Raw genomic sequence first — 22,949 nt, forward strand, 5'->3', positions numbered from 1 at the left:
GGATCAGCCGGCGGGCGCAGCCGGGTCGATCGCCGCGGCGACCGCGGACCAGGCGGCTTCGGCGAGCTTGGCCTGACCCTGCAGCGACGGATGGAAGCGGTCGACGGTCGAGACGTCGTCGCTGTCGAATCGCACGGCGTGGACGGCACCGGCGTCGAATGTGCACGACACGATCGCCGCGCAGGCATCAGCGATCGCGTCGTCGTAGGCGGTCACGAGCTCGTCGACCGCGGCACGCCGCTCGATGTCGGCGTCCGCGACGGATGCCGCGTTCTGGAGCAGCGACCGGCACGAAGGGCTCCGGCTCCACGCCTGGACGGTCGCGGGGTCGGTGCTGCCCAGCTGCCACAGCTGCAGCAGGTCGGGCAGCGACAGGGCGACGATGCGCGCGTCGGGGAGCGCGGCGCTCACGCCCGTCAGGAGCGCCGCGTACGAGTCGGCGAAGTCCCCGGGAGCGGTCATGCTCGCAGCGGATGCCGTGCACGCGTCGTTCGCGCCGACGAGCACGAGCACGAGGTCGGCGTCGCTGTCGGCCAGTGTGGGCAGTGCGGCTTCGGCATCCGCGATCCGGGCCCCCGGACGGGCGACGGCCTCCGTACGCGGAGCGCTCCCGGTCAGCTCGGCGACGCGCGACGCGATCGAGGCCACGGCCGGATCCGTTCCGATCGCCCACGACGCCTCGGCGCAGGCGTCCGCCGTGCCGCAGGCGGCGACGCCCAGCGAGATGGAGTCCCCGATCACGACGATCGATCCGACCTGCGGCGGAGCCGGTGCGGAAGGCGACGGCGTCGGGGCGGCGCGCACTTCGGCGGCCGAGCAGCCGGAGGCCACCGCGACGAGGGCGGTCGCGAGCAGCGCGCCGCCGATGCGGCGACGCCAGGCGGTCACCGCGACTCCTCGTGGCGAGGGCCGTCCGTCTTCTCCGCGGCAGCGACGGGGGACCGCTCGGGGTCGCCGGCCGCAGGAGGCCCGCCGGGCAGCGGATCGTCGGACTCGGCGCGGCGGATCGCCTGCAGCTCGCCGGCGGACACCTCATCGGCGCCGAGCATCGTCGCGGGGGCGTCGACGGGGGAGTCGGATGCCGCGTCCGCCCCACCCGCGGGCTTGCGGGCCCTCCGCACGAAGTCGAGCATCATGGCGTAATCGCGCCGGTAGGCGGGGACCACAGCGGCTCCGGCGAGGACGACCGCTCCGGCGCCCGCTCCCACGACGACCTGCAGCAGCGCCGGCCATGAGCCGACGAGGGTCGCAGCGGCCCACGCGGCCGCGAAGACGGCGGCGGCCACGATCGCCGGACGCACGAGCGGGGCCGCGACGTCGGCCCACCCCCGGACGAAGGTGCCGCGGATCGCGACAGCGAACCCGGGGACGAGCAGCACGGCCGTCGAGATGCCGTAGAGCAGCGCCAGGCCGTTCATCCCGGCCCACCAGATCCCGACGAAGAACGCCGCGATCACCAGCGGCCGGGTGATCAGGTAGTAGACGAGCTGGCGATGCGCGCGACCGAGGCTGATGAACATCCACCCCTGCACGTTCCCGACGGCCTGCGCGACCCCGGCGATCGAGAGCAGGGCGAACGCGTCGGCTGCGGCATCCCATCCCGGTCCCAGCAGCACGAGCATGAGGGGGTGGGCCACGGCGGCGGCGACCGCGTAGGCGGGCAGCGCGAGGTAGCCGATCACGGCGAGAGCGCTGCGCACGTAGCGGCGGTAGCGCTCGCCGTCGTCCTGCAGGCGCGAGAGGACGGGGAGTGCCACCCGGCCGAGCGGCGCCGTCAGCTGCTGCTGGGGCAGCAGGAACAGCGCGTACGCGCGCGAGTACTGACCGAGGGCCGCAGGTCCGAGCTGCTGGCCGATGATCACGTTGTCAAGGTTGCGTGCGGCGTAGTTGAGCAGTTGCACCCCGAAGATGCTCCCGCCGGTGCTGACGAACGGGCGGATGTCGCGCCCGATGCGAGGGCGTCCGAACCGCGGCCGGGCGGCGATCCACAGCGCGACGAGCCGGTAGACCTGGCCTGCGCCGGCGAGGACGACCAGCGACCACACGCCCCACCCGAGGAGCGCGGCCACGATCGACAGTGCGACCCCGACCGCCATCGAGACGACGTCGATCATCGCGAGCGTGCCGAACTGCAGCCGGCGCTGGACGGCGGCCTGCATGGGCATCGCGAGACCGTTGACCAGCAGCGTCGGGGCGATCGCGATCGTCAGCATGATCAGGCGTTCTTCGCCGTACAGGGCGGCTATCAGCGGCGCGGCGACCGCGACGCCGATCATCAGGACGGTCCCCAGCAGCGTCGAGAACCACAGGAGCCCCGACCACTGCCGGCTGGTGAGGTCGCGCGACTGCAGGATGGCGCCGGTCAGTCCGAAGTCGCGCACGAGGTCCGCGACGCCGACGATCGCCATGATCATGGCGACGAGGCCGAAGTCCGACTGGTCGAGGAGCCGGGCGAGCACCATCGTCGACGCGAGCTGGATGAGCGTCTTCAGCCACAGTCCGCCCGCCGTGAGCGCCGCGCCCCGCGACGCGCGGCTGCTGAGGTCCGACGCGGGGCGATTCACGCGCGCACCGTCTCGCGCAGCGAATCGTCCCTCGACCACGTCACCGCGCCGCCGGACCGGGCACCCACCTTCGCGGCGGCGAACCCGTAGAGGTAGAACGGCAGGCACACCCACAGCGCCGGACGCACCGCGACCCTGCCCAGCAGTCGCAGGTATCGGCGGCGCGCGGGCTCGTGCGCGGCGAGCTGGACGGCGGCGGGGAGCTCGCGGTTGCCCCGCTCGATGCGGATGCCGCGCCGGATGTGGGTGCGCATGTCCTTCGACGCGGCGACCACGAACTCCTCGCCGTCGAGAGATCGACGCTCCGCGGGCCGGAACCGCTGCTGCACGAAGCGATCGTCGGCGATGACGTCGGGGAAGGCATCCCAGCGCGCGCGGCCGGCCGCGTTGACGGCGTACACGCCCGACCCGATGTGCCCGTCTCCGCGATAGTCCGACAGGGCCCACACACGGTAGTAGGCGCGCACCGGCCGGCTGGTGCGCGCGGTGTCGACACGGAGCCGCGGAGCGGCGGCCCGCGGCTCCGTCGTCTCGTCCAGCGCCGCGGCCAGGGCGCGCAGGGTGGCGGTCGAGATCCGCACGTCGCTGTCGACGTAGGCCCGCGGAAAGCCGCGGGCCGCGGCATCCCCCGCGTTCAGAGCGAGGATCTTCGAGGCGCGATCGATCTCGACGACCGTGACGCCGCCGACGCGACGCGCCTGATCCGCGGTGTCGTCGCTGCAGCCGTTCGCGACGACGACGACCTCGAACTCGCCCGGCTCGGCGTCGGCGAGCATGTGCTCGAGTCCGATCCGCACGAGCGGGCCCTCGTCGTGTGCGGGGATCACGATGCTCATGCGGGTCATCGGGCCACCTCCGTGCGGGCGTCCCGGGCCTCCCGCGCGGCCCGTGCGGCCGCGGCCGGCGGGCTCTCGGTCAGCAGCCACGCGCCGACGGCGAGCAGGAGGCACAGGACGAAGAAGGTCTGGTAGAACCCGAATGCGTCGTAGAAGAACAGCGCTGCGGTGTAGCCGGCGACCGCGGCGGTGACGGCGAAGGCGAGCAGCGCGTAGCGCGGCTCTTCGCGGGCGGCGGTGAACGCCCACCGCAGGAGCATGATCATCGGCGTCAGCACGAATACGGCCAGCCCGGCGACGCCCACGGCGCCCGACTCCATGAGGGTGCCGAGCACCTGGTTGTCGAGGATGAACGCGTTCGCCTCGTCGCCCACGACGATACGGCTGCCCATCCCGGTCCCGAAGAACGGGCTGGCGGCCACCTGCTGCATCGCCGGTCCGAGATCGGCGAGACGCCCGGCGCCCGTCATTCCCGCAGACGTCTGCTGCGAGGCGATGAGCGAGTCGACGTCGAGGAACGAGGCGAAGAGCGTGTCGAACATCTTGGGCACGAGGAGGAACCCGAGGACGAGCGCCGGCAGCGACAGGGCGATCAGCGTCACCCCGAGCCACGGGCGGAGCAGCAGCGTCAGCAGCAGCATCACCGCGAGCACGACGACGGCCGTGCGCGACACGGCCGTGAGGACGCCGACCAGCAGCACCGCCACGACCCCGCCGTACAGCAGGCGGCGGCTGAGGTCGTTGTACGGCCGGCGTGCGTACATCGCGAGGTAGATCGCGAGCGGGATCAGCATGGCGAGCATGACCGACAGTGCGATCGGATGCTGCGCCGAACCGTAGGAGCGGAAGCCTCCGGCGCGGAAGGTCTCGCTGTCGTCGGCGAGCAGCTTCAGCGGCAGGACGGTGCTCAGCCGCCAGAAGAGGTTGATGCGCGTGATCCGCTCGAAGATCGCGAGCAGCGCGACGATCGTGCCGCACCACACGAGCGCGGTGATGAGGCCGAGGACGATCCGCTCGGTCGTCAGCAGCTGCCGGGCGATGTAGAACGTCGACAGCAGGACGAGGAAGTTCACCAGTGCGCCGGCGGCCGTGGACGCGAGACCGGCGGCCACCAGGTCGGGGCCGTTGACGATGATCGACAGGAGCAGGGTCGCCACGAAGATGCCGATGGGCCAGCCGAACGCGACCGGCCGCCAGGTGCGGGTCCGATCCAGCGCGAGGGCTGCGACGACGGCCACCAGCAGCAGCAGGAGCACGACGCGGTAGGGCTCCAGCGCGAACGGCAGCGGTATCGGCAGGGCGTAGCGGCGCACCGGCACGAACATGATCACCGCGACGAGGACGGCGAGGCCGCCGACCCATGAGAACACCAGCCGACGCGCAAGGAAAAGCAAGGCGACGGTCAGCAGCGTCGCGCCGGCGGTCAGCGGCGGGAGCAGCAGCACGGCGGCGAGGGCGACGACGGCGACGATCGCGCCCGCCACCGCCTGCCGCGCGACGCGTGACCGTGTCGCGCGGCCCACGGGGACGGTCGGCGCGGGACCCGTGGGGGTCGTCGTGGTCGGACCGCGGGGCGCCTCGATGGTCGACATGCGATCCCCGGCTCAGGCCGTGTGCGCCGGTTCGGGCTCACCGACCCGAGGGTCGTCCTCCGGTGCCGGGGCGCCGTCAGCTTCGGCGTCGGTGACGGGACCCGCCGCCTCACGCCGACCGCGACGGGCCTCCGTCCGCGCGGACGGCGCCGCGGGCGAGTCGACATCGGGTCCGTCGGGTTCGACGGATGCCTCCGCGGACGCCTCGGCGCTGCGACGGCGGCCGCCGCGCACCCCCGCCACGACGAACGCGGCGACGACGAACAGCAGGAAGACGCCGACGAAGGTCAGCACGATCGGGATCGCAGGGTTCGAGCCCTCCACCTCGGTCGCGGACGGCGAGTCGAGCACCGTGACCTCGACGCGTTCCGAGTCGGGCAGCTTGGCGTTCTCCTGCTCGCCCTCCATGTTCGCGACGAAGAGGCTCGCGGCCGTCTCGGAGATCTCCTCCGCCCGCTGCGGGTCGAGGGAGGCGCCCACCACCGCGAGGATCGGCAGCGAGTAGCGTCCGGGGAAAGCCTCGTCACCGCCGGGCTGGGTCGTGCGCCGAAGCGCGGTGAGCGCATCGGTGTCGGCGAAGTCGCCGACGGACTGCTCCACGTCGTGGCGCATGTCGGTGCCGCTGATGATGTAGGCGTAGAGGATCGTCTTCGACGTCAAGTCGGCCTCTTCGGGCTGTGTCTGGCCCTCGACGAGCTGCTGGCCGGGGATGACGGCCTGGTACATGTCGCTGGCCGGACTCGACACCAGGAGCGTGGTCTCGGCCGTGTACTGCTCGATCGCACGCGACTGCACGCGGCCGTCGACGATCGTGAATCCGGCGAAGAACGCCGCGACGGCGGCGACGACCACGCCGACCGCGAGCAGCCACTTGCTGTTCCAGAGGACCTTCAGGTAACCGGGTACGACCATGATCTCGCTCCCTGCTCGCCCCCCAGGGCGACTCGTCGGATGCGCGCCGCCGTGGCGATGAGGAGTGGATGCCGTCCGCGTGCGGAACAGCCCCACATTCATCGTGCGCGCGGCGGGCGGCCGGTGTGTTGCCGGAGTGTTAAGGGCTTGGGACAATTCGGTGCGACTGACCACGGGGACCTTGCACCCCCGGCACGCTCCACCCCACTCTTGTGGCAGACGCTGGACCTCAGCGTCGTGCGAAGGGGCGGAGGGCCGCCCTCCGCCTGCGAGACCGGGGGGTCTGCATGCAGGTGCTTCTCTCGTTTCCGCACGTGCTGGGCACGCCCGGGATCGGCACGACCGCTTGGCATCAGGCCGACTCGCTCATCTCGGCCGACCACGAGGTGCATGTCGTCGCCGCAGGCGTCGCCCGCCCGCTGCCCGGTGCCGCGTCCGTCACGACCTCGCTGGCGGCGAAGGGCCTCCGGGTGCCTCACAAGGCCCTCGGGCGCGACCGCGCCTTCCGCTGGCACGACACGGTCGCCCGCAGCGTGCTCGCGCGGACGCCGGTCGACGTCGTGCATCTGTGGCCGTTGGCCCCCGGACTCACCGCCGCGGCCGCGCGTGAGGCCGGCATCGCTGCCGTCAGAGAGGCCCCGAACACCCATACCCGCCACGCGTGGCGCGTCGTCGCCGCCGAGATCGAGGCGCTCGGCTATCCCGCGGAGCGGACCGCCCACACCCACGACGCGGCGCACCTCGCGATGGAGGAGGCGGAGCTGGGCGCGGTCACCGGCGTGCTGGCCCCGTCGGCCGCGGTCGCCGACTCCTTCATCGCCGCCGGGTTCGAGCCGCACCGCGTCCTGCGTCATCGGTACGGCCGACGGCCCTCGCCGCGTCGCGCCGTCGCCCGCGGTGCCGATACGCGCCCGCTGCGGGCGGTGTACGTGGGTCTCGGCGAGCCGCGTAAGGGGCTGCATCACGGTTTGCGGGCCTGGCTGGACTCGCGGGCAGCGAACGACGGCACCTTCACGATCGTGGGAAGGATCCTGCCGGCGTACGCCCGGCTGCTGCAGCCGCAGCTCCAGCACCCGAGCGTGAGGGTCGCGGGCTTCGCGGACGACGTGGACGCAGCGCTCGCCGCGGCCGACGTGCTCGTGCTGCCGACCGTGGAGGAGGGCAGTGCGCTCGTGACCTACGAGGCGCAGGGGATGGGGTGCGTGCCGCTGGTCTCGACCGCCGCGGGTGCGGTCATGGACGACGGCGTGCACGGCCTGCTCCACCGCCCGGGCGACGTCGCCGCGCTGACCCAGCAGTTCGACCGGCTGGCGGCCGATCGCGCCGAGCTCGCGGAGCTGAGCGGCGCGGCGCTCGCGCACGCCGAGGAACTGTCGTGGGACCGCGCGGGCGAACACCTCGTGCTCGCCTACCAGGCCGCCATCGATGCGGCGAGGAGCGCCCGTGCCGTCGCCGTCTGACATCACCGTCATCGTCTGCACGCGCAATCGCCCCGCGATGCTGCGAGGGGCCCTGGCCGCGATCCTCGCCGCGTCGCCCCCGGGCGCCGAGGTGCTCGTCGTGGACAGCGCGAGCGACGGACCCGACACCCGGTCCGCAGCAGAGGCGGCGGGCGTCGCGTGCGTGCGGTCCGGGCGGGGGCTGAGCGTGGCGCGCAACGTCGGCATCGCGGCATCCACTCGTCCGATCGTGGTCTTCACCGACGACGACTGCCGGCCCACCGACGGGTGGATCGAGCGGCTGCTCGCCTGCTTCGACGACGCCGACGTCGGTGCGGCGACCGGCCGGATGCTCGACCACACCGAGGCCGCCGACGCGCCGTACTCGCGTGCCGAGCGCTACCGCACGCCGATCTCGGGCATCGATGCCGGTCACGGTGCGGTCATGGCGTTCCGCCGGGAGCTGCTGCTGCGCCTCGGCGGGTTCGACGACGTGATGGGCGCCGGGCAGCGCCTCGCGGGTGCCGAGGACCTCGACATCTTCGTCCGCATCCTGCGCGCCGGCGCCGACGTGGTGCACGACGCCCGCTGCGTCGTGCTCCACGCGAACACGCGCGAGGGAGAGGCGTATGTCGAGCTGCACCACGGCTACGGGCTGGGGCTCGGCGCCCTGACAGGCAAGTGGCTGCGACGGGAGCCGCTGCTCGGCCTGCGGCTGGGGTGGCGGCTGGCCGGCCGTGCGGTCGCCCGGATCGTGAGGGCGGCAGGCCGTGGTGCGCCGACCGCGGCCGACCGCGCCCTCCTCGCGGGGATGCTCGCCGGCGTGTGGGAGGTCCGCACGCTGCGTCTGGTCGGCGAGCGGTTCGTGCCGCCGTGGGCGGACGACGACGCACCGGTGCTGCGCGCGGAAGGAGTCCCGGCATGACACGACCCGTATCGATCGACATGGTGCGCACCCTCGACGAGCAGAAGATCGGCACCAGCATCGCGTACGCGGCGATGCATGCCGGAGCGGTGCTCGTGATCGACGGGGCGCCGTTCCTCAGCCCCGACGGCCGCATCGACCGTGAACTCGTCCACGCCCACATGCGCCGATGCCTCGAACGGGTGCCGGAGTGGCGACTGCGGCTCATGGACTCCCCGCTGGGGGTCACGACCCCGGCCTGGGTCCCCGACGAGCGCTTCGAACCCCGCGATCACGTCGCCTTCGACGACGATCCGGTCGAGCTGACTGCAGAAACGGCGCGCCGCCTGACCGGCGCCGGCGGCCCCGGGCTCCCGCGGGACCGGCCGTTGTGGGACCTGCGCATCGCGGTGCTCGACACCGGCGAGGTCGCGGTCGGCGCCCGCATGCATCACGTCGTCGGCGACGGCGAGTGGGGCTTCAGCGTCATCCGCCGGCTCACTTCGCCGCAGCCCGAGCCCGTCGACGTCGCGGTGGCCGGGTGGACCTCCGACACGCGGGCGCCGCGCACCGCGATGGCCATTCCGCCGTTCGCGCTGCGGGACTTCCTCGCGCGGCAGAGCTCGATCCGCGGCGGGTGGCACGATTACTGGCGCAAGCCGTTCGTCAAGCGGGTCAAGCGCGTGGCCTCGCGCAACGCCGCCCCGTTGCGCGAGTGGTGGATCGCGCGCACCGGACTCCGCGACAGGATGCTGCCGCCCACGCATGCGGCAGCGTTCGACGTGACCGCCTCACCGGCAGCCCGCCGGGCCGCGCGGCTGCGGGGGACCCTCAACGATCTGCTCGTGGCATCCGCCCTCGGCGCCGTCGACGACGACGACCGCGGCCTCGACATGCTCGTGCCCGTCTCGCGCCGACGCCGGGGCAGCGGCGACGGTGTGCGCAACCACATCTCGATGGCGCGCGTGCACGTCGATCCGGGCACGACGCTGGCGGAACGCGTGGCGGAGGTGCGCGGAACCGTGCGCAACGAGCTCCGCGGCGAGAGCACCGACACCCCGCACGGACGCATGCTCGGCTACGCCACGATCATGTCGCTGTCGGACGACCCGCTGTGGTTCGGCGAGGCGAAGGTGAATCGCGTCATCGTCTTCCCGGTCGGCGACCCCCGCAGCGAGCTCTCGGCCTTCGGCGTCGTGTACGACGGGATGCTGTCGGTCACGCTCGTCTCGCGCCTGGAGCTCGACGTCGCGCGCATGGCCGACAGCATGCGGCGCGACCTCGAGCCGGCCCCGGTGGCCGAGACCGGCCGGGCGCCGGAGCAGCGCGACGCCGATCCTCAGGAGGCCGCATGAACAGGACGCTGAGAGCCCTGGGCTCGGTGCTGGACCCCCGGGTGTACGTCCACCTGCTGCGGGTCGCGCACTTCTACGGCTACGCGCACGTCACACAGGTGCGCCGGCTGACCCGCGGCCCGCAGGTGTCGTTCGCGCCGAACGTGTCGTTCCGCAATGCGGAGCGGATCACGATCGGCGCGGGCAGCCACATCGGCGAGTACTCGACGATCTGGGCGGGCAACAGCACCGGACGCATCACGCTCGGCGAGAAGGCGCTGCTGGCGCCCCGCGTCACCGTCACCGCGTCGGACTACGGCATGGTGCGGGGGATCCCGCCGATGGACCAGCCCAAGATCGAGCAGGACATCGTGATCGGCTCGGGGACGTGGCTCGGCGTCGGGGTGGTGGTGCTGGCGGGTGTGACGATCGGCGACGGAGCGATCGTGGCGGCCGGTGCGGTCGTGACCAAGGACGTGCCGCCGGATGCGATCGTCGGCGGAGTGCCGGCGAAGGTGATCGGGTGGCGTCCCGAGGCGGTCGCACCCGCGCCGGCCGTCGTCTCATCGGCGGCCCGGGAGGTGGCGTGAGCAGTCCGACCGTCGATGTCGTCATCGTCAACTTCAACACCCGCGAACGCACGCTCGAGTGCCTGGAGTCGCTGTACGCACAGGCGATCCCCGGTGTGCGGGCCGTCCTCGTGGACAACGGCTCGACCGACGGCAGCGTCCCGGCGATCCGCGCAGCGTATCCGCAGGCGACGATCGTGGACGCCGGTGAGAACCTCGGCTTCGCACGCGGGGTCAATCTGGGTGTGGCCTCGTCCGACGGCGACGTCGTGCTGCTGCTGAACCCCGATGCGACGGTGTTCCCCGGGTCGATCGAGGCGCTGCTGGACTTCGCGCAGCGGCATCCCGAGAACGGCGTGTACGGCGGACGCACCGTACGCGCCGATGGGACGCTCGACCCGTCCTCGTGCTGGGGGGCGCCGTCGCTGTGGTCGCTGCTCTGCTTCGCGAGCGGCCTGTCCACGCTGTGGCGCGGATCACCCGTGTTCGACCCGGAGTCGCTCGGCGGGTGGGCACGCGACACGGTGAGAGAGGTGCCGGTCGTCACCGGGTGCCTGCTCCTCGTGCGGCGGTCGGACTGGGAACGGATCGGCGGCATGGACGAGCGGTTCTTCCTCTACGGCGAGGACGCCGAGTTCTCGCACCGAGCGCGATCGCGGGGGCTGCGTCCCGTCGTCGTGCCCGACGCCGTCATCCGCCACGACGTCGGCGGGTCCACCGCGTCCAGCGGCCGCAAGATGGCGATGGTCATGGCCGGCAAGGTGACCTATCTGTGGACCGTGTGGCCGCCCGCGCTCGCGCTCGCCGGGGTGCTGCTGCTGCAGACCGGGGCGGGAGTGAGGGCTGCGCTCGAGACCCTCACCGGCGCCTCGCGTCGCACCTGGCGAGACGTGTGGACGCACCGACGGTCGTGGCGGGGAGGCTACCCTGCCGCCGAGCACACGCTCTTCGGGCGCGAGCCGCGGCAGACGCCGGGACTCGTCGTGCAGGCCGAGCCCGCCTTCCGCACCGAGCGCGCCAACCCCTACACCGGGCGGCTCTACCGCGCGCTGCAGAGCCGCGGCGCCCGCGTCAGCGACCTCAGCTACTGGCGGCTGGTCGCACAGCCTACCGACGTCGTGCACCTGCACTGGCCCGACCTGTCGTTCCTCTCGGGCTCGCGGCGCAGCATCCACGTCGCCCGCCTGGCGATCTTCTACGGCGCGCTGCGCGCGGTGCGTCGGCGCGGCACGGTGCTCGTCTGGACCGTGCACAACGTCTCGTCGCACGAGACCCGCTCGACCCCGCGGGTGCGGCGGGCCGCCGAGAAGCTGCTGCTGAGCAACGTCGACGGCATCATCGGGCTGACCCAGCAGGGAGTGGATGCCGCACGCGACGCGTATCCGCCGCTGAGGGAGGTCCCCGCCGCCGTGACCCCGCACGGGCACTACCGCGACGACTACGAGTTCGGCGTGCCGCGCGACGTGGCGCGCGCGGCGCTGGATCTGCCGCAGCACGATCCGGTGATCGCGACGGTGGGTCAGCTGCGTCCGTACAAGAACATCCCCCACCTGATCCGCGTGTTCCGCGCGCTGGACGTCGAGGCGACGCTGCTGGTCGCGGGCAAGCCGTCGCCGCCCGAGCTCGCCGACGAGATCCGCACCGCCGCCGCCGGCGATGCCCGCATCGTGCTCGACCTCAGGTTCGTGCCGGACGACGAGATCCCGGTGGTGCTGGGCGCGGCGGATCTGGTCGCCCTGCCGTACACCGACATCCAGAACTCCGGGTCGGCGATCCTCGCCTCGTCGGCCGACCGACCTGTCCTCGTGCCCGAGCTGGGGGCGATGGGAGAACTGCGCGAGCAGCTGGGCGCGGACTGGGTCCGCACGTATCGGGGCGACCTCGACGCCGCGCAGCTCGCGGACGCGCTGGCGTGGGCGACCGCCGCCGGGCGGCCTCAGCGCGCCGACCTCTCGGCGCTGGACTGGGATGCCATCGCCACGCAGACGATGGACGCCTACCGGCGGTTCCAGAGCCGTCCGCGACGGCGCAGCACTGCTCAGGATCCCGTGACGACCGAAGGAGACCGCACATGAACCGCACCCGCCGACGCTGGGCTGCGCGCCCTCGACTCTGGGCCGCCGCCGTCGCGGCTCTCGTCGTCTCGCTGCTCATCGCCCCGCAGTCCGCCGTGGCCGCGCCGCTGCCGGCCGGTCGCTACGTCGTGTCCATCGCCGACGGCATCGACGCCGATGCGCTCGCCCGCGCGGCCGGCCTCGACGTGGACCGACGGTTCTCGGCCGCGATCCAGGGATTCGCCGTGGAGCTGACCGCGGCCGAGGCGACAGCCCTCGCACGTGATCGGCGAATCACCGGCATCACCGCGGACGTCGCCGTCGAGGGGCAGGCCCAGACGGTGCCCGCCTCGGTGCGGACGGTCGAGGCCGATGAGCCTCCGGTCCGCGCGGGCGACGGCTCGACGTCGTGGACCGGACCGGCTGTCGCCGTGGTCGACTCCGGTGTCAACGCCCATTCGGACTTCAACCTGGTGCGCGGGGTCAACTGCCTCGGCACCGGCGATGAACGCGACGGCAATGGTCACGGGACGGGCGTCTCGGGGTACATCGCCGCCTACGACAACGACTTCGGCACGGTCGGCGTCGCCCCCGGCGCCCCGATCTACTCGGTGCGGGTGCTGGATGCCGACAACCGCGGAACGCTGTCGACCATCGTGTGCGGACTGGACTGGGTGGCCGACAATGCGGCGACCTACGGGATCAAGGTCGTCAACCTCAGCCTGGCCACGACGGGCTCGGACGATCAGAACTGCGGGTACTCCAACGGTGATGTCCTGCACCAGGCCGTGTGCGCCGTGGTCGCGAAGGGCATCGTGGTCGTCGCGTCGGCGGCCAACTCGTCCAAGGATCTCGCCGGCTTCGTCCCGGCGTCGTACGACGAGGTGCTCACTGCGACCAATGTCGCCGACTACGACGGCGCGCCGGGCGGCAAGGGCTCGCCCCCGTGCGCGGTGACGCCACCCGACGACTCGCCCGCCCCGAGTTCGAACTTCGCGGTGTCGGCGGCGGATCAGGCCCACACCGTCGCCTCGCCCGGGGTGTGCCCGTACACGACGCTCAAGGGCAACCGGTATGGCGTCATCCAGTCGGGCACCAGCATGTCGGCGGCCGCCCTGAGCGGCGTCGTGCTCGACTGCTACGCGGAGGGAGCCTGCGCCGGCCGCAGCCCCGCAGAGGTGAGGTCGATCATCGTCGGACAGGCGTCCGCGGCCGCCGCCCGCGGCCACCGATTCACGGGGGACCCGCTCTCGCCGATCTCGGGCAAGTACTACGGCTATCTCGCGTCGACGGTGCCGACCGCCGGCGGCCCGACGCCGACGCCGACACCGACGCCGACGCCGACACCCACGCCCACGCCGACACCCACCCCCACTCCGACTCCGGACCGGACGGCGCCCACGGTCACCATCACCTCGCCGGTGTCGGGCAGCACGGTGTCGGGATCTGTCGCCGTCGTCTCGACGGCGTCCGACGACGTGGGCGTATCCTCCGTCGCCTACTGGTCGGGTACCACGCGGCTCGCGGTGGCCACGCGACAGTCGGACGGCACATGGCGCGCGACGGTGAACTCGAAGTCGTATCCCAACGGCGACTACTCCGTGGTCGCGAAGGCGACGGACGCCGCCGGCAACGTCGGAACGAGCGCGGTCGCGAGGTTCACGATCCGCAACTGATCCGCGCGGCCGTCAGTCGCCGCCGCTGTCGCCGCGAACGAGCTCCAGGCCGGCGCCGGCGAACTGGCGCAGCGTCGCGTCGGGCAGGAACGCGCGGGTGAGCGCGCCGCCGATGCGGGTGAGGTCGGTCTCGTCGCGGTAGAGCAGGTACATGGTCTCGTAGCGCGGGTGGAACTTCTCCTTGAACCGATGGAGCGACCGGAAGCCGTAGACGGGCTCCAGCGCGTCGGCGAGGCGATCGCTGAGCGCGGCGATCATCCCGGCGTCCGGCGGGTAGTCGTGCGCGAGCGGCGCACCCGACAGCGACATGATCTCGGCGCCCTCGTCGGAGAACAGCCTCGCCGACGAGCCGATGAGGTACTCCATCACCGGCGCGAAGCCGCCGTCGCGCCGGCGCATGAGGTCGAGCGTCCAGCCGCGGACGCGACCGTCTCCGCCGTACACCGGCAGCCACGACAGGAATCCGTCGACGTCGCCGTTCGGGGCGATGGCGAGTGCCAGTCGCACCTCGGGACTCTCGGCCTCGACGAGCGTGCCGAGCGTGAACCCCATCTCGGGCAGGTCCTTGTCGCCGACCCACAGTTCCGAGATCGCCCGCAGCTGCTGCTGCACGCCCCACGGCTCGTCCTTCAGATGCGTCATGCGGAAGGTCATGTCCTCCCGGCCGGCGCGGTTCAGCGACGTCCGCACCGAGTTCCACCGCTTGCCGGTGAACTCCAGGCCCACGAGGTCGACGATCGTGTCATCGGCCACCACGAGGCTGCGCCACGACGACGGCACCGCCGCCCGGGTGGCCTCGCTCGCGCTGAAGAAGCACGGCACCAGTCCCGCCCTCTCGGCGTCGTGGATGAACTGCCCGACGGATGCCGCACGCGACGCCTCCGGTCCGAGCGGGTCCGCGAGGGCCAGAGCGACCCCGTTGCGTCGCTGGTAGGCGACGATGCCGTCGGCGGTGCGCGCGTAGGTGTTGCCCTCCCACGTCGTCATCCACGACAGCGTGCCGCCGCCGTGGGAGTGGAGCATGCCCACCACGTCGTCCACGGTGGGCGCCGGCTGACGCCCGATGCGCGACTTCCGACGGGCCCGGAACGCGCGACGCACCCAGATCAGGTAGACGAGCATCAGCAGCCACATGACGCCGCTTGCCAGCGACAGCTCGGTCTCGCCGTCGATCGTCGCCTCGAGCTGCTGCTCGCTGGTGAGGACGATCAGCAGGAGGACGAGCGCCGCGGTCAGGATGTTGAGCGCGGCGAGGACGATGGCGACGATCCACGACCACCGACGCCCTCGACGCAGGCCGTTGGCCACGACGAGGATCACGACGGCGTCGACTGCGACGTCGATGAACCCGCCGGAGGCGGGCTCGGTGGGGCCGAACGGACCGTCCGTGGGCACGATGAGCGTGATGACCTCGACGGCCCCGAGGACGAGCACCGCGATGAACGCGATGAGGCGCTGCTCGCGGATGGTGGTGCGGTGGATGCGCAGCGACCGGTCGACGAAGAGGATGAGCAGTACGGCCATCAGATGCTCGAGGTCTGCCAGCGCACCCCAGAACAGCATCGCCACGAACACCGTGCCCAGCAGCACCAGCCAGGCGCGCACCCGCCAGGGCGCCCGGAAGAGTCCGACGGCGGCGGCGATGCACGCCATCGTTCCGCCCGAGGCACCGACGTCCAGCGCCGCCGCCTCGGTGGCCGCCCAGGCCCAGGGGAGCATCGACAGCAGCCAGAGCAGCAGCGCCGTCGCGCAGATCGCGAACAGCTGCCCCACCCAGTAGTAGGCGAGCGCGACGCGTGAACCGCGGCGGAACTCGAGGTAGGCCATGCCGACGAACCCGGTGATCGTGAACGCGTACACCCACGGCTGATTCACGAAGAACGTGCCGGTGAACGGCGTCCACCAGCGACCGGCCTCGAAGGCCGGCAGCCCGTAGGCGACGACCGGGAACACCGGCGAGTCCTCGAAGGGCTGCCAGAGGCCCTGCCAGATGATGCCGACTACAAGGATCACGCCGATCATGGCCAGCGTCGCGGGGATCCTCGTCACGACGGCGAGGACCGGGCTCTGCGTGTGCGTCGCAGCGTCGCTCATGCGTTCAGGGTAGCGAGGCGACCCCCGCAGCCGGGGGAGCACGAGGTCATCGGGGCCCGGGCGCCCCGGCACGTCGTCGGGACGACTCGGCACGGCGACGCCGGCTGCCGCTCCAGGCGGCTAGCGGCCGGGCGATGCCAGGCGGGCGTAGTCGGCCAGCGCCTTGGCGTCCTCCGCGTCGCGCAGTGCGCGGCGTGCGGCGTCGATCGCGGCGACCGGGTCGGCCGCCTGGCGCGCCTGCGCGAGCTCGTGCTGGGCCGAGAGGAGCCTCGAGCGCGCGTCGGCTCCGGCGCGGGAGTGGGCGACGGATGCCTCCGCCTGGGCGATCGCGCCGCGCGCGGCCGCGAGGGTGCCCGGGAGCGCCGTGCGCGCACCGCGCAGACGCTGCTGCGCGGTGCGGGCGTCGCCGAGCGCGAGGTCGAGCCGGCCCCGCAGGCGGGCGATGGCGTCGACCGTGCGCGTCGGCCGGCGGGCGGCATCCGCTTCGACGCGGTCCAGCTCCGCTTCGATCGCATGGAGCTCGCCCCCGAGGCGCTCGGTGTCGGCGGGCTCGAGGTTCTGCCGGGTGTGGGAGGCGGAGGCCAGCGCGGCGCGTGCTCCGGCGATCTCGTCGGGCACGGCCTGCGCGGCCTGCAGCACGAGCCGGTGGGTCTCTTCGAGGTGACGCGCGTCGCTCTCGGCCTTGCGCAGCGCCCGCTCCGCGGCCGCGAGGTCGGGAAGCGCGCTCAACGAGGGATCCGCGGCGCGTGAGGCCGCGGCGTCGAGCAGACGCCCAGCCTCGGTGACCTCTGCCAGCGCCGCATGAGCCGCGTGCGAGGCATCCCGCCACTCCTCCTCGGCGAAGCGGGACGACAGATCGGCGACGAGTGCGGCCGGATCCCCCATGGTCGCGCGCAGGTCGGCCAGCCGCCGGCGGGCGGCGTCGATCTGGCCGGCAGCCGACACGTTCGTGCGCACCCAGGCGCCGTGCTCGGCGCGGGCCGCCGCGACGGCGGCGAGGGCCTCGCCGGCGCGACGGTCGATGCGGGCGGCCGCGCGGGCGATCTCGGCGGGGGCGACGCCCGGCGCGCTGATCGTGCGGTACTCCTCGAAGGCGTCGTCGCGCACGTGCTGCGCGGTGAGGCGCGCCCGGCGCAGCGATGCCGGCGCATCTCCGCCGTACAGGGCGCCCGACAGCCCCACTTCGAGGTCGAGCTCGCCGACCTCGTCGTCCAGACGCACCAGCGTCGTGCCGGCGCGGGTGCGGGCCTGCTCCGCCGCTGCGCGGGCGCGGGGGGATCGGCGCGCCCGGCGCACCGCCCAGACGATCACGGCGATCGCGATCGCCGTGATGCCGAACACGACCGCGGCCGGTACCAGCCAGCCGAGGAACGCTCCGGCGGGGTCAGTCATCCGCACCCTCGAGGGCTTCTGCGGGCTCGCCGAACAGCAGCAGCGCGCGCAGCTGGTCGACGTCGTCGACGACCGCCTGGGCACCCTCGGACTCGTGCGGCCAGCTGAACCCCCACCGTACGAAGATGACGGGCACGCCGTGCTCGGCGGCGCCCTCGACGTCGTGGTGGCGATCGCCCACCAGGACGGGCCGACTCGTGTCGACCCCGGCCGCCTGCAGCCGGCGCAGCGCCTCGGCGACCACGTCGGCCTTGCTGCTCAGCGTCCTCTCGTCCGGCGAAGCCCCGACGATCGCGGTGAGCGAGCTCGTCAGGTCGAAGTGCTCCATGAGCGCCACGACCTGCACCTCGGGCTTGGAACTGGCGGTGGCCTGCGGGATGCCGGCGGCCGCGGCATCCCGGATCAGCTCGCCCACGCCGGGGAACAGCTTGGCGCCCGTCGTGTAGCCGTCGATCTTGTTGAGGCCGCGGTAGAACCTCACCGCCTCGGTGGACTCCTCGGGCGTCATGCCCACGTTGACCTGGAACGACTCGAACATCGGCGGTCCGATCCAGTGCACGAGCTCCGCGCGGGTGGGCGGACGCTTGCCGAAGTGCTCGAGCGCGATGGTGAGGCGGCGCAGGATCCCGTCGGAGGCGTCGACGACCGTCCCGTCGACGTCCCACAGGATGCATGTCCACGGAGATCGGCTCGGCATGCCCTCCAGCCTAGGCGAGCAGCGGGCCGGCGCCCCGGGACGCTTTCAGAACCGCCCGCAGCTCAGAACAGCCGGGGCGCGCCCGACTCGATGCCCTTCATGCCCTCGTAGTCGAGGGTGACGCAGCGGATGCCGCGGTCGGCCGCCAGCACCTTCGCCTGCGGCTTGATCTCCTGCGCGGCGAACACGCCGGTGACCGGCGCAAGGTGAGGATCCCGCCCGAGCAGCTCGAGGTAGCGGGTGAGCTGCTCGACGCCGTCGATGTCGCCCCGGCGCTTCACCTCGACGGCGATCGTGCCGCCCGCCGGGTCGCGCAGCAGCAGGTCGACCGGGCCGATCGCGGTGGGGAACTCGCGCCGAACGAGCGTCAGGTTCTCGCCGATCACGTCGACCTGCTCGGCGAGCAGGCGCTGCAGGTCCGCCTCGACGCCGTCCTTCTGCAGGCCCGGGTCGATGCCGAGCTCGTGCGACGAGTCGTGCAGCACCTCGTAGATGCGCACGAGCAGTGCATCGCCGGTCTTCGCGTGGGTCACGCGCCAGTGCTCGAGCACACCGGCCGACGCGGACTCCTCGTCGGGCTCCTCGACGTCGAGTCGGCACGGCGGGCTCATCCAGTTGAGCGGCTTGTACGAGCCGCCGTCGGAGTGCACCAGGAGCGAGCCGTCGCCCTTGTGCACCAGCAGGCGCGTCGCCAGCGGCAGGTGGGCATTGAGCCGCCCGGTGTAATCGACGGAGCAGCGGGCGATGACGAGACGCACCCGATGAGCCTAGCCCGGGGCGGTGCGCCGCGGGCTCGCGGGCGGGCCGCCGGGTCCGGTCCGGCGCCTGTGGGCCTCGCCTCAGCTTGCCCGCAGACTCGTCGGATAGCGTAAGGCTCCGTGTCGCATCTGCGACGTCGGTCGACGCTGCGATCCTGACGGATCGATGAGCCCGTCGCCGACCCCCTGCTGCGGGCCCCTGGCCCCGGCTCACACGCCTCATCGCCCGGAGAAGAACCGATGAACTCACGTCTGCCCGACGCGACCGTGCACATCCTGTCCAGCACCGTCGCCGAGCTTCACGTCGGCACCGACGTCGCGGAGGTCGTCGCCCCCGACAGCCTCGCCCTGCGCGACCGGGTCGTGGAGGAGATCCGGCAGCTGGCCGCGTCCGCCGGGGAGCCCGCGCACGCCACTCTCGTCGAGGGTTCGTCCCGCTGGCCGCTCGTCGTCCACCCGGACGGCACCTTCGCGGAGGAGCTCGAGGCCGCGGCCGTCGTGCCCGAGGATGCTGCCGGCATCCCCGCACCGGCGTCCACCCCGGTGTCCGCAGTGACCGCTCCGACGCCGGTGTCCGCCGCGGCCGCGGCCGTGTCACCCGCAGCCGCGCCCGCCGCACCCGAGCCCGAGGCGCGCCCCACGGTGCAGGACCTGCTCGACTCGCGCGGCGGGACCACCCGCGCGCGGGCGACCGAGGGGTGGCAGGCGGCCGTGCGGCGCGCGACCGGCGGCCTGATCTCGCCCGCCCCCGGCCGTGCGGAGCGCTCGCGGCTCGACCGTGAGAAGCGCGTCCAGCGTCGCCTGGACGCGCCGCGCACGATCGTGGTGCTGAACCCGAAGGGCGGCGCGCACAAGACGACGAGCACGCTGCTGCTGGCCGCGACGTTCGGCACGCTGCGCGGCGGCGCGACCCTCGCGTGGGACAACAACGAGACCCGGGGGACGCTGGGCTGGCGGGCGCAGAACGCGCCGCACCACCGCACGGCCGTCGACCTGCTCGAAGACCTCGACGAGTCCTCGAACTTCCGCGGCTCGAGCCTTGCCGCACTCGACCACTACGTGCGCACGCAGGTCGACGCCCGATTCGACGTGCTGGCATCGGACGAGGACGCCGCGGCCTCCTCGACGATCGACTCGGCGGCCTTCGACCGGCTGCACGCGCTGCTGCGCCGCTACTACCGTCTGATGATCGTCGACACCGGCAACAACATGCGCGCCTCGAACTGGGTCGCCGCGGTCGCGGCCGCCGACCAGCTCGTGATCGTGTCGACGGTCCGCGAAGACACCGCCGCCAGCGCCGCATGGCTGCTGGACGGGCTGCGTGAGAAGGGCTTCGGCCGGAAGATCGACGAGGCGGTCACGGTGCTGACCGCGCCGTCGTCGCGCCCGGACCGCGAGCTCGAGGCGCGACTGGCGCAGCACTTCGAGCAGGTGACCTCGGCCGTCGTGAAGGCGCCGTTCGATCCCTCGCTCGTCGACGGCGGCCCCATCGACTTCGACGCGCTCGCACCCGAGACGCGCGACGCGTGGCTCACTGTCGCGGCGACGGTGGCCGACCGGCTCTGACCCGCGCACCGGGCGTGGGCGGGGCGTCACAGCCACAGCCGCGGCTCGCGATCGGTCGCGAGCCCGCCTGCTCCCGGATGCCGCACCGCTGAGACCGCGCCGGACGCCCGGGGCGATCCGTCGTCGGGCGTCAGTGGTGGGCGTGCCCTGCGCCGACCTTCGAGCCGGCGATCGGCTTCGCCGCGCCCGAGGCCAGCCCCGACATCGCGATGAGCCCCACGATGATCCACAGCGTCGGCAGGATGCCGATCTCGTGGCTGATCCAGCCGAGGATCGGCGGGCCGCACAGGAACGCGAGGTAGCCGATGGTGGCCGCGGCCGACACCGACGCCGCCGCCTTGCGCGGGTCGTCGGCCGCCGCCGACATGCCCAGGGGGAAGCCGAGCGAGGCGCCGGCGCCCCACAGCGCGATGCCGATGAAGGCGATCGGGAGGTTCGGCGCGAGGATGAACATGACGAGGCCGACGCCGGCGGCGATCGACAGGATGCGCAACGACCAGACGCGACCGATCCGATCGACGAGCGGACCGCCGAGGATGCGGAACGTGGTCATCGCGACCGAGAACACCGTCAGCGCGATGGCGCCGACGGCCTCGGTCTGGGCATGGCCGTCGACCATCGCGATCGTGAGCCAGTCGTTCGCGCTGCCCTCGGCGAAGGCCATGCCGAGCATGATGGCGCCGATGGCGTAGGTGCGCGGGTCGCGCCACACCGCCGCCACCTCGGCGAAGCGCTCGCGGCGCGTCACGGTGGTGGTGGCGTCGTCGTGCATGCTCTCGCGCACCGGCACGGCCCGCAGCGACAGCAGGCCCGCCACGGTGACGAGCACTCCCGCACCGGTCAGGTGCCAGCCGACGCCGATGCCGGCCGCGGCCATCGCGACGCCCAGGCCGGCGCCGACGACCGTGCCGAGGCTGAAGAAGGCGTGGAACAGCGGCATGAGCGTGCGCTCGAACGCCTGCTCGACGGCGGCGGCCTCGACGTTCATCATGACGTCGGTGGCGCTCATGCCGAGACCCATGAGTCCCAGCCCCACGGCGGTGACGATGTACGACCCGACGAACTCCACACCCACGCCTGCGACCAGCACGCCGAGGCCGAAGGTGATGATCGTCGCGAACATGCCGCGCCGGGCGCCCCAGCGCGCGACGATCACATTGGCCAGGGACAGGCCCACGATCGACGTGGCGCCCGACACGAAGAGCAGGACGCCGACCTGCAGGTCGTTGATGCCGAGGTCGCCCTTCACCGCGGGCAGCCGCGACGCCCACGACGCGAATCCGACCCCCATGGTGAGGAAGATCGCGAAGATGGCGGTACGCCAGGCGACCAGCTGTCGACGGGTGAGCGCGGTATCCATCCGCACATCGTACCGAATCGATTCGACAAAGTTCGAATCGATTCGACCCCGGTTCGGGCGACGGGCTAACATCGGTCTCGACGAGAGTCGTCACGAAACGAGCGCAGTCCCGACATGAGCCGACAGGACACCGGCACCACCCGCCGTGCCACGATCTCGGACGTCGCCCGCGAGGCCGGCGTCTCGCCGTCGACCGCGTCGGTCGTGTTCAGCCGCAAGACCCCGGTCTCGGACGCGACCCGGCGCCGCGTGCTCGACGCCGCCGCGACGCTCGGCTACACCGGCCCCGACCCGCGCGCCGCCTCGCTGCGCCGCGGCCGTTCCGGCATCGTCGGCGTGGTGTTCGAGGAGCACCTCGGTCAGGCCTTCCTCGACCCGGTCAAGACGCTCATGATGGACGGGCTCGCCGACGCCGTCGCGCCGCTCGGTGCGGGCCTGCTGCTGCTGCGCGACCACGAGCCCTCGGCCGCCGAGTCCGCGCTCACCGCCGGCCCCTCGCTCACCACGGCCCCGCTCGACGCCGCCGTGCTCATCGGATGCAGCGGCATGCTGCGCGAGTCGCTCGAGACCGTGAAGGCCCGCGGCATCCCGGTCGTCGTCATCGAGGGCGATGCCGGCGACGACGTGCCCCGCATCGATCTCGACAACCGTGAGGCGCAGCGACAGCTGGCGAGCCACCTGCGTGCGCTCGGCCACCGCCGGGTCGCCGTGGTATCGCTGCCCGCGCGCGTCGACTGGGAGCGCGGCTGGCTCGGCGACGACACCGCCGTGACGGTGGACGTCACGCGTGACCGGCTGGCCGGTGCGCTGGACGTGTTCCCGGATGCCGCGACCTACGCCGCGGCCGGCAGCTTCATCGACGAGGGACTCGCTGCCGGGCGCGAGATCTTCGCCGACCCCGAGCGCCGCCCCACGGCCGTCCTCGCGCAGAGCGACCTGCTCGCCGCCGGCGTCATCCGCGCCGCGGAAGAGGCGGGGCTGCGCGTGCCCGAGGACGTCAGCGTGACGGGCTTCGACGGGATCGTCGTCGACGGCCTCGCCCCGTACGAGCTCGCGACGGCCGTGCAGCCGGCGACCGACAAGGGCCGCGCCGCGGGTGCCGCCGTCGCCGCGATGCTGGAGGGCCGGCCGGCGGCATCCATCCGCTTCACGTGCACATTCCGCGAAGGGAATACCACCGGTCCTGCGCCGGAGTGAGGACT

Annotated in this window: 18 protein-coding genes; 8 read left to right on the forward strand and 10 right to left on the reverse strand. The window is 72.8% G+C overall.

What is annotated here, in order from left to right:
• Positions 1-3: 3 nt before the first annotated feature.
• The 5 genes from ACFWJ8_RS04560 to ACFWJ8_RS04580 are packed head-to-tail and all read right to left on the reverse strand — an operon-like array spanning position 4 to position 5,904.
• Positions 4-888: an SGNH/GDSL hydrolase family protein gene (locus ACFWJ8_RS04560; protein WP_378809442.1), complete on the reverse strand. Its 885-nt coding sequence runs from the start codon at positions 886-888 to the stop codon at positions 4-6.
• Positions 885-2,564, reverse strand: coding sequence for a lipopolysaccharide biosynthesis protein (locus ACFWJ8_RS04565; protein WP_378809443.1), 1,680 nt, complete (start codon positions 2,562-2,564; stop codon positions 885-887). Before ACFWJ8_RS04565 ends, ACFWJ8_RS04560 begins: the two co-directional genes overlap by 4 nt.
• A complete protein-coding gene (locus tag ACFWJ8_RS04570) occupies positions 2,561-3,409 on the reverse strand; it encodes a glycosyltransferase (RefSeq protein ID WP_378809445.1) in 849 nt (282 codons plus the stop codon). The genes ACFWJ8_RS04565 and ACFWJ8_RS04570 overlap by 4 nt, the downstream gene beginning before the upstream one ends.
• Complete coding sequence (locus ACFWJ8_RS04575) at positions 3,406-4,992, reverse strand: O-antigen ligase family protein (protein WP_378809447.1); 1,587 nt, start codon at positions 4,990-4,992, stop codon at positions 3,406-3,408. Before ACFWJ8_RS04575 ends, ACFWJ8_RS04570 begins: the two co-directional genes overlap by 4 nt.
• 12 nt (positions 4,993-5,004) lie before the next feature.
• Entirely contained in the window at positions 5,005-5,904 is a 900-nt protein-coding gene (locus tag ACFWJ8_RS04580; RefSeq protein WP_378809449.1) for a hypothetical protein, read from the reverse strand.
• Between the two features lie 287 nt (positions 5,905-6,191).
• Between ACFWJ8_RS04580 and ACFWJ8_RS04585 the strand changes: the two genes are divergently transcribed.
• From ACFWJ8_RS04585 to ACFWJ8_RS04610, 6 genes are read left to right on the forward strand one after another with little or no spacing between them, the layout of a single operon-like run.
• On the forward strand, positions 6,192-7,364 hold the full coding sequence (locus ACFWJ8_RS04585) for a glycosyltransferase family 4 protein (protein ID WP_378809450.1): 1,173 nt from the start codon (positions 6,192-6,194) through the stop codon (positions 7,362-7,364).
• Positions 7,348-8,268, forward strand: coding sequence for a glycosyltransferase (locus ACFWJ8_RS04590; RefSeq protein WP_378809451.1), 921 nt, complete (start codon positions 7,348-7,350; stop codon positions 8,266-8,268). Before ACFWJ8_RS04585 ends, ACFWJ8_RS04590 begins: the two co-directional genes overlap by 17 nt.
• Entirely contained in the window at positions 8,265-9,602 is a 1,338-nt protein-coding gene (locus tag ACFWJ8_RS04595) for a wax ester/triacylglycerol synthase domain-containing protein (RefSeq protein ID WP_378809453.1), read from the forward strand. The genes ACFWJ8_RS04590 and ACFWJ8_RS04595 overlap by 4 nt, the downstream gene beginning before the upstream one ends.
• Entirely contained in the window at positions 9,599-10,171 is a 573-nt protein-coding gene (locus ACFWJ8_RS04600) for an acyltransferase (protein WP_378809455.1), read from the forward strand. Before ACFWJ8_RS04595 ends, ACFWJ8_RS04600 begins: the two co-directional genes overlap by 4 nt.
• Positions 10,168-12,225: a glycosyltransferase gene (locus ACFWJ8_RS04605; protein ID WP_378809456.1), complete on the forward strand. Its 2,058-nt coding sequence runs from the start codon at positions 10,168-10,170 to the stop codon at positions 12,223-12,225. The genes ACFWJ8_RS04600 and ACFWJ8_RS04605 overlap by 4 nt, the downstream gene beginning before the upstream one ends.
• On the forward strand, positions 12,222-13,880 hold the full coding sequence (locus ACFWJ8_RS04610; RefSeq protein ID WP_378809457.1) for a S8 family serine peptidase: 1,659 nt from the start codon (positions 12,222-12,224) through the stop codon (positions 13,878-13,880). Before ACFWJ8_RS04605 ends, ACFWJ8_RS04610 begins: the two co-directional genes overlap by 4 nt.
• Positions 13,881-13,892: 12 nt before the next feature.
• On the opposite strand, the gene ACFWJ8_RS04615 is transcribed toward ACFWJ8_RS04610, so the two are convergent.
• The 4 genes from ACFWJ8_RS04615 to nucS all read right to left on the reverse strand — a co-directional run bounded on the left by ACFWJ8_RS04615 (position 13,893) and on the right by nucS (position 18,821).
• Positions 13,893-15,974, reverse strand: a complete 2,082-nt coding sequence (locus tag ACFWJ8_RS04615; protein ID WP_378809458.1) for a bifunctional lysylphosphatidylglycerol flippase/synthetase MprF — start codon at positions 15,972-15,974, stop codon at positions 13,893-13,895.
• Between the two features lie 120 nt (positions 15,975-16,094).
• Positions 16,095-17,366, reverse strand: coding sequence for a hypothetical protein (locus tag ACFWJ8_RS04620; RefSeq protein ID WP_378809459.1), 1,272 nt, complete (start codon positions 17,364-17,366; stop codon positions 16,095-16,097).
• Positions 17,359-18,063 (reverse strand): HAD hydrolase-like protein, encoded by a 705-nt coding sequence (locus ACFWJ8_RS04625; RefSeq protein ID WP_378809460.1) that lies wholly within the window; start codon positions 18,061-18,063, stop codon positions 17,359-17,361. The genes ACFWJ8_RS04620 and ACFWJ8_RS04625 overlap by 8 nt, the downstream gene beginning before the upstream one ends.
• A 62-nt stretch (positions 18,064-18,125) precedes the next feature.
• Positions 18,126-18,821, reverse strand: coding sequence for an endonuclease NucS (gene nucS / locus ACFWJ8_RS04630; protein WP_378809461.1), 696 nt, complete (start codon positions 18,819-18,821; stop codon positions 18,126-18,128).
• A gap of 240 nt (positions 18,822-19,061) precedes the next feature.
• On the opposite strand from nucS, the gene ACFWJ8_RS04635 reads away from it, so the two are divergent.
• Entirely contained in the window at positions 19,062-20,387 is a 1,326-nt protein-coding gene (locus ACFWJ8_RS04635) for a MinD/ParA family protein (RefSeq protein ID WP_378809463.1), read from the forward strand.
• A 130-nt stretch (positions 20,388-20,517) separates the two neighbouring features.
• Here ACFWJ8_RS04635 and ACFWJ8_RS04640 read toward each other — a convergent pair whose 3' ends face one another.
• The gene (locus tag ACFWJ8_RS04640; protein ID WP_378809465.1) at positions 20,518-21,747 is read right to left on the reverse strand and encodes an MFS transporter; all 1,230 of its coding nucleotides are present in this window, start codon (positions 21,745-21,747) and stop codon (positions 20,518-20,520) included.
• A 114-nt stretch (positions 21,748-21,861) separates the two neighbouring features.
• Between ACFWJ8_RS04640 and ACFWJ8_RS04645 the strand changes: the two genes are divergently transcribed.
• The gene (locus ACFWJ8_RS04645) at positions 21,862-22,944 is read left to right on the forward strand and encodes a LacI family DNA-binding transcriptional regulator (RefSeq protein WP_378809466.1); all 1,083 of its coding nucleotides are present in this window, start codon (positions 21,862-21,864) and stop codon (positions 22,942-22,944) included.
• Positions 22,945-22,949: the final 5 nt, after the last annotated feature.

This window comes from Microbacterium sp. NPDC058389, from assembly GCF_042722305.1.
Lineage (GTDB): Bacteria > Actinomycetota > Actinomycetes > Actinomycetales > Microbacteriaceae > Microbacterium.

Coding starts and splice junctions, on each gene's coding strand:
- ACFWJ8_RS04620 (WP_378809459.1), bottom strand. CDS start 17,366: ATGACTGACCCCGCCGGAGCGTTCCTCGGCTGGCTGGTACCGGCCGCG.
- ACFWJ8_RS04575 (WP_378809447.1), bottom strand. CDS start 4,992: ATGTCGACCATCGAGGCGCCCCGCGGTCCGACCACGACGACCCCCACG.
- ACFWJ8_RS04645 (WP_378809466.1), top strand. CDS start 21,862: ATGAGCCGACAGGACACCGGCACCACCCGCCGTGCCACGATCTCGGAC.
- ACFWJ8_RS04625 (WP_378809460.1), bottom strand. CDS start 18,063: ATGCCGAGCCGATCTCCGTGGACATGCATCCTGTGGGACGTCGACGGG.
- ACFWJ8_RS04615 (WP_378809458.1), bottom strand. CDS start 15,974: ATGAGCGACGCTGCGACGCACACGCAGAGCCCGGTCCTCGCCGTCGTG.
- ACFWJ8_RS04635 (WP_378809463.1), top strand. CDS start 19,062: ATGAACTCACGTCTGCCCGACGCGACCGTGCACATCCTGTCCAGCACC.
- ACFWJ8_RS04595 (WP_378809453.1), top strand. CDS start 8,265: ATGACACGACCCGTATCGATCGACATGGTGCGCACCCTCGACGAGCAG.
- ACFWJ8_RS04600 (WP_378809455.1), top strand. CDS start 9,599: ATGAACAGGACGCTGAGAGCCCTGGGCTCGGTGCTGGACCCCCGGGTG.
- ACFWJ8_RS04570 (WP_378809445.1), bottom strand. CDS start 3,409: ATGACCCGCATGAGCATCGTGATCCCCGCACACGACGAGGGCCCGCTC.
- ACFWJ8_RS04610 (WP_378809457.1), top strand. CDS start 12,222: ATGAACCGCACCCGCCGACGCTGGGCTGCGCGCCCTCGACTCTGGGCC.
- ACFWJ8_RS04640 (WP_378809465.1), bottom strand. CDS start 21,747: ATGGATACCGCGCTCACCCGTCGACAGCTGGTCGCCTGGCGTACCGCC.
- ACFWJ8_RS04585 (WP_378809450.1), top strand. CDS start 6,192: ATGCAGGTGCTTCTCTCGTTTCCGCACGTGCTGGGCACGCCCGGGATC.
- ACFWJ8_RS04580 (WP_378809449.1), bottom strand. CDS start 5,904: ATGGTCGTACCCGGTTACCTGAAGGTCCTCTGGAACAGCAAGTGGCTG.